11 protein-coding genes are annotated in these 16,564 nt (G+C 59.1%); 4 read left to right on the top strand and 7 right to left on the bottom strand.

Annotation, left to right across the window (positions count from 1 at the left end; translation table 11 throughout):
• Nucleotides 1-41 precede the first annotated feature (41 nt).
• The 4 genes from VK574_RS13810 to VK574_RS13795 form a co-directional block, all read right to left on the bottom strand.
• Entirely contained in the window at nucleotides 42-2,795 is a 2,754-nt protein-coding gene (locus VK574_RS13810; RefSeq protein ID WP_472800430.1) for an ADOP family duplicated permease, read from the bottom strand.
• Nucleotides 2,788-3,126, bottom strand: a complete 339-nt coding sequence (locus VK574_RS13805) for a PadR family transcriptional regulator (protein ID WP_472800429.1) — start codon at nucleotides 3,124-3,126, stop codon at nucleotides 2,788-2,790. The genes VK574_RS13810 and VK574_RS13805 overlap by 8 nt, the downstream gene beginning before the upstream one ends.
• Before the next feature lie 225 nt (nucleotides 3,127-3,351).
• The gene (locus VK574_RS13800; protein WP_472800428.1) at nucleotides 3,352-6,003 is read right to left on the bottom strand and encodes an ADOP family duplicated permease; all 2,652 of its coding nucleotides are present in this window, start codon (nucleotides 6,001-6,003) and stop codon (nucleotides 3,352-3,354) included.
• A gap of 1 nt (nucleotide 6,004) precedes the next feature.
• Nucleotides 6,005-6,370 (bottom strand): PadR family transcriptional regulator, encoded by a 366-nt coding sequence (locus VK574_RS13795; RefSeq protein ID WP_472800427.1) that lies wholly within the window; start codon nucleotides 6,368-6,370, stop codon nucleotides 6,005-6,007.
• A 156-nt stretch (nucleotides 6,371-6,526) separates the two neighbouring features.
• On the opposite strand from VK574_RS13795, the gene VK574_RS13790 reads away from it, so the two are divergent.
• Together VK574_RS13790 and VK574_RS13785 are read left to right on the top strand one after the other, a co-directional pair.
• Nucleotides 6,527-7,129: a class I SAM-dependent methyltransferase gene (locus VK574_RS13790; RefSeq protein WP_472800426.1), complete on the top strand. Its 603-nt coding sequence runs from the start codon at nucleotides 6,527-6,529 to the stop codon at nucleotides 7,127-7,129.
• 553 nt (nucleotides 7,130-7,682) lie between these two features.
• Nucleotides 7,683-8,600 carry an NADP-dependent oxidoreductase gene (locus VK574_RS13785; RefSeq protein WP_472800425.1) on the top strand — a complete coding sequence of 306 codons (918 nt, stop codon included), beginning with the start codon at nucleotides 7,683-7,685 and terminating at the stop codon, nucleotides 8,598-8,600.
• Between the two features lie 138 nt (nucleotides 8,601-8,738).
• On the opposite strand, the gene VK574_RS13780 is transcribed toward VK574_RS13785, so the two are convergent.
• From VK574_RS13780 to VK574_RS13770, 3 genes are all read right to left on the bottom strand, one after another.
• Nucleotides 8,739-9,218 carry a YybH family protein gene (locus tag VK574_RS13780; protein ID WP_472800424.1) on the bottom strand — a complete coding sequence of 160 codons (480 nt, stop codon included), beginning with the start codon at nucleotides 9,216-9,218 and terminating at the stop codon, nucleotides 8,739-8,741.
• Nucleotides 9,219-9,444: 226 nt separating this feature from the next.
• Nucleotides 9,445-12,075, bottom strand: a complete 2,631-nt coding sequence (locus tag VK574_RS13775) for an ADOP family duplicated permease (protein WP_472800423.1) — start codon at nucleotides 12,073-12,075, stop codon at nucleotides 9,445-9,447.
• Nucleotides 12,076-12,083: 8 nt separating this feature from the next.
• Entirely contained in the window at nucleotides 12,084-12,428 is a 345-nt protein-coding gene (locus tag VK574_RS13770) for a PadR family transcriptional regulator (RefSeq protein WP_472800422.1), read from the bottom strand.
• 725 nt (nucleotides 12,429-13,153) lie between these two features.
• On the opposite strand from VK574_RS13770, the gene VK574_RS13765 reads away from it, so the two are divergent.
• Together VK574_RS13765 and VK574_RS13760 are read left to right on the top strand one after the other, a co-directional pair.
• A complete protein-coding gene (locus VK574_RS13765) occupies nucleotides 13,154-15,697 on the top strand; it encodes a TonB-dependent siderophore receptor (protein ID WP_472800421.1) in 2,544 nt (847 codons plus the stop codon).
• Between the two features lie 38 nt (nucleotides 15,698-15,735).
• On the top strand, nucleotides 15,736-16,416 hold the full coding sequence (locus VK574_RS13760) for a Fe2+-dependent dioxygenase (RefSeq protein ID WP_472800420.1): 681 nt from the start codon (nucleotides 15,736-15,738) through the stop codon (nucleotides 16,414-16,416).
• Nucleotides 16,417-16,564 lie beyond the last annotated feature (148 nt).

The raw sequence follows: 16,564 nt of genomic DNA, 5'->3' as shown, positions 1-16,564 counted from the left end.
CGGGATACGCGCATTGGCGATCGATGGACAACTGATGATGCTCATTCCTCCCTGAGGACCTGCATTGGATCAAGGCCAGCTGCGCGGGCCGCGGGAATGGCGCTGGCCGCCACGGCGATCATCGTCAACCCGCCCGCCGCAAGCATCAGCGTCAACGGATCGACCGGCTTGAGCCCAAAGAGCATTGCCCGCGCAGCGCTTCCCGCTGCCGCAGCCAGCCCGGTTCCCGTAACTAGGCCTATGGCAACCATCGCCAAAGCCTCGTGCAAAATCATACCGAGGACGTTTGCCTTTCCTGCTCCCAGCGCGATGCGTACGCCAATTTCGTTTCGTCGCCTGACCACCATGAAAGAAACGATTCCGTAGATACCGACCATCGCGAGGACCGCTGCGAGAACTCCGTAGAAACCGGAGAGCGTGGCCATCAGTCGCTCCCGCGTCAGCTTCCCCAGGACCATTGTCCTGAGCACGCTGAAGTTCAACACAATGGCCGGGCTCGTTTGGGCCGCTGTGTCTTTCAGCGATGCGATCATCGTGGAAGGGGCCTCGGCGGAGCGCACGAGGAAAGTGGAATCGGTGCCGGGGTCAGCAATTTGGTACTCGTTCACGAAGATGATCGGGACGGGATCCTCGTGCAGATCGCGATACCTGGTGTCTCCGACAAGGCCGACGACCCGGTAGACCAAATTGGGTTTTCCGCCCGCTTGTCTATGGTCGAAGGTTTTGCCGATGGGGTTAGAGCCCGGGAAAAAGCTGCGCGCGAATTGCTCGTTGACGATCGCTTCAAGCGGCGAAGCCGGAGTATCGTCTACCCTGAAATCTCGCCCGGCGATCATGGGCATTTCGAGCGTCTGAAAATATGCTGTGCTCGCTGCATTGAAGTACACCAGCTTGCGTGAGATCGAAGCGCCCGGAATATCGATGAACTCATTCCATCCATCGCCGTTCAACGGAACAATTGTTGTTTCCGCAGCCGCAATGACACCCGGCGTATTCCGCACTTTATCCAGGAGCTCGCGCTTGTATTCCAGCCGATTGGCGGTAGCAACCTTGAGCGGCGAAAAATCGAAATCCGCGACGAGAACATTGTTCTGTCGAAATCCAACATCCAGATTGAGCAGATTCCTGAAAGTGCGGACAAACGAGATGGCCGCTACCAGCAGTACCAGAGAGAGCGCAACCTGCGAGATTATGAGTCCTCTGCGGAGCAGGAAGCGTTCGCGTCCTGCTGTCAACCCGCGTCCGCTTGCCTTCATCACCGTCCCGGGATCGGCATTAGCAGCCTGGATCGCGGGCGCCACACCAAACAACACACAGGTCAACAGCGCCACTCCAAACGTGAAAGACAGCACTCGAAGATCGGGCCAAGTCGGAAGAAATACAGGATCCTGCGTGCTGCCAATGTAGACGATCAGAAGCCTGCCCAGCGCTTGGGCCAGCGCTATGCCAAAGGCTGCTCCGCTCAGCGCAAGCAGCAGGCTTTCCGCCAACAACTGCCGGATGAGCCGCAGGCGCGAGGCCCCGAGCGTCAGCCGCAATGCCATCTCGCGCTGTCGCGCACTTGCTCTGGCCAGCATCAGGTTCGCTAGGTTGGCGCACGCAATCAATAAGACCAGTCCTGAGATGGAAAGCAGCACCCATAACGGGGCCGCATATTGCTTTCGCAGAGGTGAAGCGCCTGTCGCTGCGGGCTCGGCCTGCAGGGAAAACCGCAGATAATCCTTCCTGGCCGCCGCATCGTACTCTGCGGGGAGAGTGGCAGCGAAAATTCCGGGCGCGACTCCGGAGAGCTGCACGGAAGCTTGCTTGAAGCTCCATCCAGCGTTCAGCCGCCCGATTGCTGCCAGCCACCACGTAGTCGAATCAGCAGTCCACGCTCCTTCCCCGTGAAGCACCGGCTCGCTGCACAGGGGCAAGGCGACATCGAAATTGCGACCTACCTCAAGGCCGTAATAACTCGGCGATGTCACACCGAGGATCTCGAAGGGATGTCCGTCGAGCGAGAGCCTGCTCCCAATGACGTTGGAACGGCCGCCAAATTCCCGCTGCCAAAACGCGTTGCTGATCACAGCTCCGCGGACGCCGCACCCGCGATAGTCGTCGCTCTCGGCGATCAGCCGGCCCAGCATCGGCTGCACCTGAAGAACCTGAAAGAAGCTGCCGCTGACCCACATCCCTTCTGCGTAGTGGGCCTCACCCCCCTGTCCAAGGTCAAACCGCTCGGTGCTCCACGCCGCGATGCCGGAGAAGGGCTTCTGCTGCTGCCGCAACTGATCCCAGATGGCGAAGGAGAACTCTTTCTGTCGTGCAACCGTGCTGCCGATGCGCCCTCCGTGCGTCTCCTGGATGTCGGCGAGTTGCTGCGGCGACGGCACTGGCAAGGTGCGCATCAATACGGCGTCGATCAGCTCGAAGATGGCTGTGTTGGCTCCGATTCCAAGCGCAAGGGAAAGAATCGCCACCGCCGCGAAACCTGGATTGAAACGCAATAGCCGCAGTGCCTGGCGCACGTCGTTTCCAACTCCGGCAAGCATTCGCTCGCGCTTGTCGATCCCTGGAATTGCGGCCTCCGGCGATGGCGATAGCACTGGCTTCAGCTCCGCGACCAGTGTGCCGTCATTGAGCTCTGCCCTGAGCACTCGGCAAGCCTCTCCATCCTCGATGCCGTTGCCGCGCAGCTCGTCGTAGCGGTCGTTGAGGTGTTGCGACAGCTCTTCGACCAGCGATGCTTCCCGCCCAGCGTCCAAATCGAGGTTGGCGACTGCAGCGCGAATTTCCTTGGACCAATCAGGCATGTTCAGCTCCAGTAATTCGACCAATAGCGCTGACGAATTCGGCCCACGAACTGCGCTGCTCTTTGAGAACCGTCTTGCCCTGCGCCGTGAGCTTGTAATACCGACGCCGGCGCTGGCCAGCCTTTTCTACCCAGCGACCGGAGATGAAGCCGCGCTTCTCCAGCCGGTAGAGCAGCGGGTAAAACGAGGCGACATTGAACTTGAGCACGCCTTCTGATCGCTGCTCGATCAGCTTGCTGATCTCGTAGCCATGGCGCGGACGGTGCTCGATCAGCGACAGAATCAGCAGTTCTGCGCTGCCCTTTTTCAGTTCCCGGTCGAACAGTTTCACTCGCATATGTTGCATAGCAATATATGATGATCGCAGTGCTCACGAATGTCAACAACGGTTGTGTCCATTGACCCAAACAGCCCGAGGCGCTAAATCCAGCACCTTGGGATTTCAAATTGTGGGTTCCGGAAAAACGCCAGCGATCCGGAAACAAATCAGAAATCCCCGAAAGTGAGTCATAGTGCGGGGAGCAGAAAAGAGCTTTTAGAAGTATTTCGTAATCCTCTATTCGGCGCGAAGGACCTTCATGGGGTCAATCCGTGAGGCGCGGTGCGCGGGCAGAAATGCAGCCATGAACGTGGCCACCAGCAGAATGCCCACGCTTCCGACCATCGATAAGGGATCAGCGGGGCTGGTCTCGTAAAGCAGGCTGCGGATAGCGCGAGTGGCTGCAAGGGATGCCAACAGACCCAGCAAGATACCTCCGCCAACAGGCATCAGGGTTTCCAATAGAACGAGGCGGATGAGTTTCAGCTTGCTTGATCCCAGCGCGACGCGGATGCCAAACTCAGGTGTTCGGAGCGATACCGAATATGCCAGAACACCATAGACTCCGAGAATCGCGAGGACCAGTGCCGCGACCCCAAACAGAGACAGAACGACCGATACCAAACGTTCCGGCGCAACTGACCGCCCCACCTGCGCATCTAGCATTTCGATGACAGGGACGGCGGCTTCAGGATCGATATCCCAGACTTGGCGGCGAATAAGCGGAGCGAATTCGTCGAGGCCGCGAGAAGTGCGAATAAGCAGGAATACTGCGCCGGGCGGATCGTGCCAGAAGGGTAAGTAGACGACTGGAATGTTCTCCTTGAGATTTGCGATGCGTGCATCAGCGGCGACTCCGATCACGGCATAAATGCGTCCTTCGAACTTGAATTTGCGACCGAGCGCCTGGCCATCGGGCCAAGCAGCTTGCGCTGCTTTTTGCGAAACGATCGCGCTCTGCGGGTTGGCTCTCTCGCTGGTCGTTAAGTCATGGCCCGCGATGAGCCTCGTCTGCATCGTTGCGAAATAACCGGGACTAACGTTGCGGAGATTCGCCGTGGGAACTTCGCTTTCCGGCAGCGGATGATCTGGACGGTACATGCTGTGCACATAGTTATTGCCGCTCAAGGGCATAGCGCTGGTGATCGCGGCAGATCCAACTCCTGGAGTCGAGCGAATCTTGTCGAGCATGCGGTCGATTACTTCGGAACGGGCGGAGTCGCCGGAACCGTTCGGCTGATCGTACCGTGGGCTGAGCAGATCGGCTTCGGCGAGGATCACCCGGCTTGGGTCAAAATCATGCGGCTGATTGAGAACCCGGGAAAAGCTGCGTACCACAAGCCCAGTCACGATAAGAAGGACGACTGTGCATGCGATTTCCAAAGTGATGAGCAACCGCCGGACGAAGGAAGTGTGGCCACCATGGGAGAAGCGCGTCGACGAAGACTGCAATGCATATTGAGGGTCGGAGCGAAGCGATTGCAGAGCAGGGAGCGTGCCGGACAAGAAGGCGGCAACTCCTGAAATCCCGCAGGAGAACAGCAGAACCGGCCAGGTCATTCGGATCTCGTGCAGACGGGGAAGGTTTTCAGGTGCGATAGCTGCAAAAATCCGAATTCCGCCGACTGCAAACACAATGCCGAGTGCAGCGCCGGTGAGACAAAGGATGACACTCTCCATGAAGGCCGCCTGGAAGATTCGCGTCCGCCCCGCTCCGAGTGCGGCGCGAAGGGCGTTGTCCCGTTCATGCGCAATTGCGCGCGCCAACTGCAGGCTGGCAAGATTCACACTGGCGATCAACAAAAGGCCGAGAACCGCCGCAAAAAGTAGCCAGAGTGCCTTCCGGATGTTGCCGGTCACTTCCTGCGACAGCGGTTCGACGACAGCGCTCAAGTGGACCGTCAAGTGATTGGTGGCGGAGTAGGCTCTCAACAAGCTTGAAAGTTCTGTGGACGCTTGGGGAACGGTTCCGCCTTGCTTTAGACGTGCGATGACAAGGAAGGCGAACTCGGCGTCGTCTGAGGTGAGCGCGTCTCCCTGTGGGACGAATGGCTGGAATATCTCGTATGGGAATGTCTGATCGGGGCTCGCACCGCTCCGCATTTCATTCACTACAGGAAATTCGAAATCACGCGGAAGAACTCCGATGACCGTTACTGGTTGGCCCTTCATCTTTAACGTGCGACCCACGATCCCGGAGTCGCCATGAAACAAGTCCTGCCACGCAACCCAGCTTAGGACGATCACATTATTCCTGCCCGGCTGAGCGTCTTCCGGTAGGAAAAAGCGACCGAGCATCGGCGTCACACCCAGCATGGTAAAGAAGTTGGGCGAGACGTTGAGACCTTTCTCGATGCGCGGATGATCGCCGTCAGCCGCTATGGCAAAGGATGCGTTTTGAATAAGAGCCGCGTCTTGGATGGTGCTGGCGTGCGACCGAAGATAAACGAAGTGACGATAATTGTCAGGGACGGACGGATACTCCTTGGCTACCTCCTGAAGAACCTCGCGCCAGACCACGATCTGCCCAGGATCGCGGAAGGCATAGGGGCGCAGCAGCACCGAATCGAGGATGCTGAAGACGGCCGTACTTGCGCCGATGCCGCAGGCCATAATGAGCAGGGCGACAAGTGTGAATCCCGGTGTCCGGAGCAGTTGTCGGAATGCATATCGAGCATCCTGCAAAAGCCGTTCGACAGGCGTCCAGCCCCAGGCTTCGTGGGTATGTTCTTTGATCAAGGTTTGATTGCCGAACGCGCGCCGGGCGGCGTAACGCGCATCCTCCGCCGAAAGACCGTTATCCCGTTGCTCCTCTTCCTCTAACTCAAGGTCTGAACGCAACTCGCGCTCCAGGTCTGCATCTCTCTTTTTTATTTGCCACCACTTCATCTCAGCTCTCCTCGGCGGCGGGCCACATCACTCGCGCCACGGCCTCGGCCATCTGCTTCCACTGCGATTCTTCGACCACCAGTTGCTTCCTGCCCTTATCCGTCAACCGGTAGTACTTGAATTCCCGATTTCGGTCCGGAGCCGTCTCCCATTTGGCACTCACCCATCCTCTTTCTTCTAGGCGATGCAACGCGGGATAGAGCGAACCGTGCTGCATTTGCAGAAATTCATTTGTAGTTCTCTGAATATGCTTGCCGATCTGATGACCGTGAGCAGGGCCATAAAGGAGGGTCCGCAAGATGAGCATGTCCAGGGTTCCTTGAAGAACTCCGATCCGCTGCTGTTTCTGTGTTGCCGTAGAAGGCATTCTACCCTCAATCTGGCGACGATGGTAGACACTCGACTATCGATTGTCAAGGAGCGCAGCAGAGTTTGGATTCTCGATTGACGACTTCGGGGCAACGCGCTCATCGAGTCGTGAACGACTCGGTTCATCGGCTTGGGCGCGCTACACTCGGGGTGTATGGCCCATCGGTGCTGGAATGAGAGTTACGCCGGGGGAGAGCTTCCCTGGGACACGGGCGAGCCGGAGCCGCTGCTGGTCGAGTTCGTCACTTCGGGCCGCGTTGCGCCCACCCGGACCCTGGAGATCGGCGCGGGCACGGGGACAAATGCCATTTGGCTCGCGGAGCGCGGCTTTGAGGTGCTGGGCATCGACGTCGCGCCGCTCGCGGTGGAACGAGCCACGGCGAAGCTGGATGGGCGCGATCTCGGCTGCCGTTTCCAAAGCTTGGATTTTCTCGCCGTCTCCGCTCCCGAAGGTCCGTTCCAGTTCGTTTTTGACCGCGGCTGCTTTCATGTCTTCGAGGAACCGGAGGAGCGCGCGCGTTTCGCTGCCCGGGTCGCGACGGCGCTCGCGCCCGGAGGCCTGTGGTTGAGCCTCATCGGCTCCACTGAAGGCCCGCCGCGGGAGGTCGGTCCGCCGCGCCGGTCGGCACGGGAGGTGGCCCTCGCCATCGAACCCGCTCTCGAAATTGTCGACCTGCATGCCGCCGAGTTCCGTGCCCACGACGTCAAGGCTTGGTTTTGCCTTTCGCGCCGGAGGCTCGAAGGCAGTGGCGAGTGACTAGGGGCGAGTGCGACCCCGGGGTCTCACAGATTCCAGCGCCCTGTGGCGGTCGCTTGCGACTAAAAGGGCAACGGACCCAGAGTGGTTCGAGAAGGTACTACGTGAGCTGTCCAAGCAGACGAACTCAACCGAAGAACAGGTTCGCCAGGGATGGAGAGATTCCTGCTATTTCTTGGAGACCCTAAGGCACGTGCATTTAGGGAGTCCCTGAGGATATCTTCGTTTCTCCCAAACGATCTCTGGCCGCTTCCTTTGATGAGCGATAGATCACCGACGCACGTTTTGAGAGTGGTCGGGCCTGGAAACGACCTCGCCCTGCACGCAACACCTGAAGACGTTCACTCCATAAGCCGTAACGCAAGTAAGACGAAACCAGCGAAGTTCGTCGTATTTTTCATCAAAGACGAAGGAGCACCGATTCTCGCTTCCGTTCCCCAGCTTCGAACGCGAGTAATGTATTTCCCCGATGAAACCTTTTTTCCTAAAGCAATCTTCCTTATGTGGAGGCAGTGGCGTTTACAGACAAGAACTTGATACAGGGAGGTGACCGATGAAGGCGATTGTAGTGACGGATCAGGCTGCAGGAACGGCCGGGGTGAAGCTGGTGGAGCTGCCCGAGCCGCAGGCAGCGATAAACGACGTCGTTGTTCAGATTTATGCGTCGGGATTCACCGGGGATGAGCTGACGTGGCCCTCGACCTGGACCGATCGCGTCGGCCGAGACCGGACGCCTTCAATCCCCGGACACGAACTGGCCGGAGTGGTCTCCGCTCTCGGCTATGGTACGACGGGGCTGTCGATTGGACAGCGGGTGTTCGGCCTCACGGACTGGTATCGCGACGGCACGCTGGCGGAGCATGTGGCCGTCGAGGCGCGAAACCTCGTTCCGCTGCCTGGTGACGTTGACTTCACGGTAGGCGCGGCCCTCGTGATGCCGGGCCTGACCGCGTGGCAGGGGCTGTTCGAGCACGGGCGCCTTCAGGCGGGGCAGAGCGTCCTCGCGCACGGTGCGGCCGGCGTAGTCGGCTCGATGGCGAGCCAGCTAGCACGCGAGGCCGGCGCGTACGTCATCGGCACCGGGCGCGCTAGCGCCCGTCAGACGGCTCTCGACTTCGGCGCACAGGAGTTCGTCGACCTCGATAACGACGCCCTGGAAGACGTCGGCGAAGTCGATCTGGTTTTCGATGTCCTCGGCGGCGACATCGCGAAGCGGTCTGCAGGTGTGATTCGCGCCGGAGGAACGCTGGTGACCATCACCGGCCCGACCGAGTCTCGGTCCGCCAACGGGCTGACAATCGACTTCGTCGTCGTGCCCGATCGCGCCCAATTGAGTGAGCTCGCCCAGCGGGTTCGGAATGGTCGTCTGCGGACGAACATCGGCACGGTTGCTGCACTCGACGACGCCGCCGCCGCCTTCAACCCGACCGAGCGGATCAAGGGAAAGGCGATCATCCGCGTTCATCCGTGAGGATCCCCCATTTCCCCGGACGGCGAGTGTCTTGGCTTTCACCCCGTTGCGGTGCTGCTCTGTGCGTAGATTGAGGAGGATGGTCGAGTCGGTTACGGCGGTTCGGTGGCGGGCGGTAGGGACCGGGGAGGCGGGCTCTCAGCGGGTTGGCTGGCGGTCCTCCGAGTAGTGCACGTGGACGAGACGCCACTGTCCGTCCTCTTTGCGGTACACCTGGGTCTCGACGCCGTGTGTCGTTACGGCTGAACCGTCCTTGCGCAGTGTGGCATAGAAGTCCCAGTGGAACTCCGACCATGCCGCAGCGCCGTTCACATAGATCGTCACGTCATGGATCTTGAGGTCGCGCGCCGAGAACATTCCGCCGATCACCTTCTCGAACACATGTTGCTCAATGGCGTCGAAGCCGTGCTCTTCGCCCAATGGGTAAATGAATGAGACATCGGGGGAGTGAGACCAGATCTCGGCCAGCAGCTTGAGATCCACCGTATCGACAGCTTGGGCATACTGTCCGAGCAGATGGTGAATCGCCGCGCTCTCGGCGCGGGCGGCGGCATCAGCTTGTCCCCAAGCGCACATGGGAAGCAGAGCGACAGCAGCGATCAAGATTCGCGTGCGCATGAGTCGCCCTCATTCTATTCCCAGACAGCAGTGGCTAGTGTCTAGTGACGAGTGCAGTTCCAAGTGCAGTTGCGCGTGGCAAGTGACTAGTCGGGAGTGCGGCGAACGGGTGAACGCTCCTTTGAGCCAGTTCCTGGAAACTCCTATTGCGACGGCAAAGGCAGCCTCGATCGCATCGTTCCGCGACGCTTTCCTGCCCGGCGTCTTGCTTGCACAACCGACCGCGTCATTCGCTTCGTAGAGCTTGCACAGGATCGACCGAAGCAGCGCGTCGCGCGGGCCCAAAGCTCGCCGCCATTGCCGCCACACCCAGTACGGCAGCCACAGCCACGAGGGTTGCCGCATCCCACGCCGCCACGCCGAACAGCATCTTCCGGATCAACGTTGCTCCGCCCACTGCGCCGGCCAGGCCCAGCGCTAGCCCGGTCACGGTCAGCCATCCCGCTTGTCGCATTACCAGCCCATAGACCGCGTTGCGCTGCGCGCCGAGCGCCATGCGCACGCCAATCTCTCGCGTCCGCTGGCTTACGGAGTACGCGGTGACGCCATAAAACCCGACCACACCGAGCACCAAGGCGACTCCGGCAAATCCGCCGATCAGCCACGCAGCGAAGCGATGGAGGAGCGCCGCCTGCGTCCCCTCGATTTTCGCGAGCAACGTTCCTTCGTCGGACACGCCCAGGTTCGAGTCGATCCGGTGCAGCATCCGAACGAGTTCCGGTAGCAGCGCCGTTGCATCTTGCCGCGTGCGCACGACGAGCGTGAACGAGTTATCTCCTGTCTGGTTCAGGGGAAAATATTCCGTCGGCGCGACCGGTGCGTCCAGCGCTCCCTCGTGTATGTCGCTGACCACGCCCACAATCTCCCACTCCGTGTCGCGCCCGCCCTCATCGTTCGCGATCTTCTGTCCCACCGGGTCCTCCCCGGGGAAGAACTGCCGCGCCAGCGATTCGTTGATGACAGCCACACCTGGCTTAGTTCCGTCGTCGTCTTCCGTGAAGAAACGCCCGCGCACCAACGCGGCCTCGAGCGCAGGCAGATAACCCGGGCTCACGTGCCGCTCGTCCACCTCGTTGTGTTCTCCGTGATACGGCCGCGGCGGAAAATGGGGCCGATCAGTCGCGCAATCGCATTGCGCCGGAATCAGGCTTGTCATTCCAACGCTCTCTACGCCAGGCAGGCGCTTCACTCGCTCGACAATCTCGCGCGAAAATTCTGCCATCCGTGCCTTGCCGCCTTTGTATACCTGCTCAGGAGCGTTCACGCGCGTCGTCGTCACTTGATTCGGATCGAAGCCCAAAGGCACATGCAGCAGGCGATAAAAGCTTTTTCCCAGCAGCCCGGCTCCAGCCATAAGTACGACGACAACAGCCAGCTCAATCACGACAAGATTGGCTCCCAGCCTCTGCCACAACCTGCTTGCCGCTCCTCGGTCTCCCGCCGCCAATCCGTCGCGCACCTTCTGGAACGAGAGCCGCGCCGTAGAAGTCCCGGCAAGGAGCAGGGCGGATCCGAGCGCAACAGCGCAGGCAAAAACCGCCGTGTGCACGTTCAGATTCACGCCATTGAGAAACGGCATGTTCGCCGCCATATCCTTTGGCACCAGCTTACTCAGCAGCCGCATCAATGCGGCGGCAACCAGCACTCCCGAGAGCCCGCCCGCCGCGGCCATCAAAAGCCCCTCCACCGCAAATTGCCGGGCCAGTCGTCCTCGCGTCGCGCCAAGTGCGCCGCGCACCGCCACTTCGCGCCTGCGGCTCTCTGACCTCACTAGCACCAGGCTCGCGACGTTCACGCACGCAATCATCAGCAGCAATCCTGCTCCGCCCAACAGTGTCAGCAATATCGGCCGCACGTTGCCGACGAAAACTTCCGTTAGCGGGACCACCTGAGCCGTTAGGTCCCTTCCTTGATTTGAATACTGCTTCTGGAGCTGCTTCTCAATCGCGGTCATCTCGGCTTGTGCAGTCTGCCGGCTGAGTCCATCTCGAAGCCTGCCTATCCCAAAAAAGTTGAAGAAGTTGCGCGTCTGTTCGTGAGGGCTCAACGTGTTAATCGGCACCCAGAACTCCGCGTTGCCCCCCAACGCAAAGGAGAAACTGGGCGGCAGGACTCCGAGAATCGTATACCCGGTGTTGTCCAGAGACACCGTCTGCCCGACAATATCCTTGCGCCCCCCAAAACGATGCAGCCACGCGCCATAACTGATGAGCGTCAAGTTCGGTCCGCCCAGACGATCTTCGCCCGCGGCAAAGTCGCGCCCCAGAATCGGCCGCACTCCCAGTGTCCTGAAGAATCCGCCACTCACGCGCCCGGCTGTCACAGGCTCCGCTCCATCGCGCGTGCGCAGAAGATACCCCGCTCCCGCGAACACATCGAGCGAACTCAGCGACTTGTTCATGCGCTGCCAGTCCACGAAATCTGGATACGCCAACGGCCAGAGCGGCGCTTCCGCGCTGCTCTCATTCACCGCCATCAACCTGTTTGGGTCGGCATAGGGCAGCGGTTCGAGCAGTGCAGCGTCGACAAAGGCGAAGATGGCGACGCTCGCGCCGATCCCAAGTGCAAGAACGACGATCGCGGTTACCGCGAAACCTGGAGCCCTGCGGAGCTGACGGAAAGTGTAGCGGAGATCGGCAATGATCGATTCGACCGTCGGCCACTGCCACACCTCGCGGCTGCGCTCTTCGATCAGCGTCACATTGCCGAACTCGCGGCGGGCGGCTTGTTCTGCTTGCTCCCGTGCCATGCCCTGGTCCGTCAGATCAGCGATCTTTTCTTCCAGGTGCTCACGGATCGACTCGGAAAGCTCGTCATAGCGACGATGCCGAGTCAATAACTGTCGAAGCCATCCCATAGAGTCTCCTACTGTCCGGCCAGTGCAAGTACACGGGTGACTCCGGCGAACATCTTCTCGACGCTCGCGAGTTCATGTTCGAGATGTTTCCTGCCTGCATCGGTGACTTTGAAGATCCGCACCGGACGATTCCTGACCGAGAGCCCCATTTCTGTCTCCAGCCAACCAGTCTTCAACATCCGCTGCAGAGCGGGGTATAAGGAGCCTTCCTCAATCTGGAGATAGTCCTCAGATATATCCTTGAGCCGTTGAGCAAGTGCATAGCCGTGCATTGGCTTCCAGTTCAAGCTTTTGAGAATCATCAGTTCCAGTGCGCCAGGAAAGAGATCGCGGTGCTCGGATTTCTTCACCATGAGTTCATGGTATACCCCAAATACTAGTTTTAAACAAGTACGTTGAGCATAGTACGCGTCCTGGACTTTGCTATTTGCTCGCCAGCCGGCCGTATCCCTTCATCATCGATTGCAACTGCCATGGATCAGCTCGGGAAATCACTTCTCCCGATAAGTGGTTCGAGGTCCAGACGTCGCGCCGGGCGGGCCAGTTGGCGGCACACTATGGTTTCTCGAGCGCACCAAGACGTACGTGCACGCGCTCGAAGAGTTCGACCTCTCCGAGCACACATTCGGCCGCCACAGGACACTTCCGCAGCTCAAGGGGCAATCCACACTCCCTCCTTGATATCCGACCGAATTTGTCGTATATAGTCTAAAGAGCGACCAAATTGTCGTAGTTGTTAGGGCAGTTGGATCGAAGGTGGGCCAGGGTCTTGCGGGTTGTCTCTTGGCGGAGACCGCGAAGACCCTGGAAACTGCGGCCCATTGGGCTGCAGGCTGTCTGCATTATAGAGTCGGATTCCGGCTCTTCATCAGTCCCTACACCAATCCTGATTGCCGAACTGTTTCTGAATGTGTCCGCGTAGTTCCGCTTGCGCGCGGCCTGACGCTAGCGGGGGCGCCAACCGCTGATCTGCGCAGTAAACAAATTCAATTGGGAGAGGTCAATGAGGGAGAAGATTCGTAAAAGGAAGCTGCCCGGAAGGAATAGATCGCTGGCGGGGAGCCGTGGTTGGATTGCGATGGGAACGCTTGCGGCGTACGCCGCCATGGGAGCGGCGCGACCTGCTCTTGCTGCCGAGAAAACTCTTCCATCCGCAGAGGGCGCGCCTCCCGCCACTCTCCCTCTGAAGCGATTTGATATTCCTGCCGGCCCGCTTGAACAAGCCATTACCTCTTTCGAGAAAACGACAAGGTTGAAAGTTAAGTTTGTGTTGCCCGAAGGAACTCTGGCAGGCTTCAACTCGCAAGGTGTGATCGGTCTCTATCGAGAAGAGGATGCGTTGCGCTTGCTCCTCAACGGCACTGGACTGAACTACCGAATGGAAGACCAAAGCACCGTGGTGATCGGCGTACAGACGAGCGCCACCGTTTCCGTCAGTGCCTCGGTCGCAGACTTCATTTCTTTGCAGAAATTCCCGGAGCCGTTGATCGACACTCCCCAGAGCGTGACCGTTGTCCCGCAGTTTGTGATGCAGGACCAGGGACTCTCCACGCTTCGCGACACGCTACGCAACGTTCCCGGCATCAGCCTGGCGGCAGGAGAAGCCGGTGCGCAGGGCGACAACCTGACGATCCGCGGCTTTACCGCGCGAAACGACATCTTCCTTGACGGTATTCGTGACTTTGGCAGCTACTATCGCGACTCGTTTAATTTCGAACAAGTGGAGGCACTTGAAGGTCCGGCGGGAATCCAGTTTGGCCGCGGATCGACGGGAGGCGTCGTCAATCAAGAGAGCAAGGTCCCGGGTGTTGAGAAGTTTGTTGATGTGCAAACGCAATTTGGCACGGACGTGACGCGCAGGCTAACAGCCGATCTGAACAGCCCTCTCGAAAGCACAATCGGCGGCACGGCATTCCGCGCAAACGTCATGGCCGAAGAAGCCGGCGTTGCCGGACGCGACGCGGCTGAGGTACGGCGTTTTGGCATTGCACCCTCGATCTCCATCGGGCTGGGAACCAAGACCCCGGCCACATTGAGCTATGAGCATCTCTCAGAAAACGACACGCCAGATTATGGATTGCCCTGGCTTTTTAACGGCGTTGCTCCTGCCAATCGGCACAGCTACTTCGGGTTTGCCGATGAGAACTACCTGAAGACCAACGACGATATTCTGACGCTGAAAGTTGAACACGACTTTAAGCCCAACCTCAACCTTCACATGATCGCGCGCGCAGCCAACTATCCGCGGGACGCCCAGATTACCGAACCGCAGATCTGCTCGAATGCGTCGCTCAGTATCCCGGTCGGAAGCGTCGTTTCGTCACTGCCGACGCTCGCGTACAACTCATCGCTTCCCTGCCCTTACACTCCCTCAACACCCCCAGATCAGATCACGCAGGTAAACCGAAATCAAATTCAGGTGAAGAGCGTGGAAGGCATTCTGTGGGATCAGTTCGAGATGAGTTCCAGCTTCAAAACGGCTGGTATTCACCACGATCTGGTGGCAGGCGCTGAGGGAGGGCAGGAAATCTCCAATCCCATTCGGTACAGCTACACAATCAATAAGGTCAATACAGTTCCTGAGACAACCCTGCTGAACCCGAACGAGGAACAGCCATTTTCGGGAATGGGATACATCACATCTATCGTGCATACGAAGTCGAAGAGCGTGGGTCTGTACTTCATTGACACCATGAAGCTCGGTCGACTCTTTGAACTGACGGGCGGAGTGCGCTGGGACCGCTTCGACACCGACTACAACCTCTATCAGCCCGCACCGCCAGCAGGAGGGACGGTAACCGCGGCGGTCGCGCCCATCGGCAGGCTTGACGAACAGCCGAGCTATCGAGCTGCGCTTGTGTATAAGCCCTCCTCGCACGGCAGCCTTTACTTCGACTACGGAACGAGTTGGAACCCCGATGCGGAGTCACTGAGTCTCAGCGTTGGACTCGTGAATGGCAACGTGGCACCGGAACAAAATCAGTCCTACGAAGCAGGCGCAAAATGGAGCTTCCTGAACGACCGCCTGCTGACCGAGGGTTCATGGTTCCGCACCGAAAAGGACAACGCCCATGAAACCAGCCCGACGAACTCCAATCAGATCGTCGCGGCGGGCAACCAACTTGTCAAGGGCGTGCAACTCAGCGCGGTCGGCCGCTTACCCCAAGGAATGGACCTCGTAGTGGGCTACGCCTATTTGGATAGCGACGTGCTCGACTCGCAGTTCTTTCCCAACGCTGTCGGCTATCCGCTGGCCAATGTCCCTCAACAAACCTTCAATCTTTTTCTGACACATCGTTTACCTTGGCGGCTGAACGGCGGGCTCGGCGGCAACTACGTCGGAAGCAGGACGGCAAGTTCGACCGTGCCTTATGTGCCTACCGGATTCGCACCCAATCCCAACGGGCCTGGCTTTGTTGTCACCAGCGTTGCCATGAAGCAGGTACCGGGCTACTGGGTTTTCAACGCTATGCTGAAGCGCCCCATCGGCGAGAAACTGGAGTTTCAGGCCAACGTCAACAACGTATTGGACCGCTTCTACATCGATCTGCCCCACCCGAGTCACTTGATCCCAAGTGCGGGCGCCAGTGCGCTATTCGGCATCAATTTTCGCTTCAAATAGCCTTCACTTTTCGAGCACGCTCACGGAGTTCCCAATTCGTGTTGATCACGATCGCTGATGTTTTGACCGCAGAGGAAGTCACCCAGGCTTGCACGATTCTCGACGCTGCCGAGTGGGTGGACGGTAAGGTAACGGCCGGCTATCAGGCTCAGGCAGTCAAGGAGAACCTGCAGCTGCCGGAGGGACATCCGGCCACCGTGAAGCTTGGTGAAATGGTGCTGGCAGCGCTCGCACGATCGCCCCTGTTCATGTCGGCCGCGCTTCCTCTGAAAGTGTTCCCGCCCATGTTCAACCGCTATACAGGAGGCGGGCATTTTGGAACGCATGTCGACACTGCGATTCGCGCTTTGGCCTCATCAGGCCAGCGCATCCGCACAGACGTCTCAGCGACGCTGTTTCTCACTCCCCCCGATCAATACGAAGGCGGCGAATTGCTGGTGGAAGATGTCTACGGCCTGCACAGTGTGAAATTGACAGCGGGACACATGGTTCTCTATCCGTCGACTAGCCTCCATCGCGTCACGCCGGTTACGCGCGGCGCGCGGGTGTCCTCTTTCTTTTGGATCCAGAGCATGATTCGCACCGACGGAGACCGTACTCTGCTCTACGACCTGGACACCGCGATTCAGCAATTGGCAAAGGAGTCTCCAGGCAACCCGATCGGGGTGCAACTGACCGGTGTTTATCACAATCTGCTGCGCCGTTGGGCGGAGATGTGAGCCATTCGGCGAAAGAACTCTGCCTATCCCGGTCTCTCTGGCAACCGAGGGAGTGTAAGTTCCAGAATTTATAATCGGAGCAAGAGGAATCCCTGAGCCCTGCACTGAAAAACGCGACTGTATTCTCAACGTGTTTCTCGCCACACGT

Source organism: Occallatibacter sp. (genome assembly GCF_035317045.1).
Classification (GTDB): domain Bacteria; phylum Acidobacteriota; class Terriglobia; order Terriglobales; family Acidobacteriaceae; genus Telmatobacter.
The sequence above is the reverse complement of the archived record's forward strand: the minus strand, read 5'-3'. Positions and strand labels throughout refer to the sequence as shown.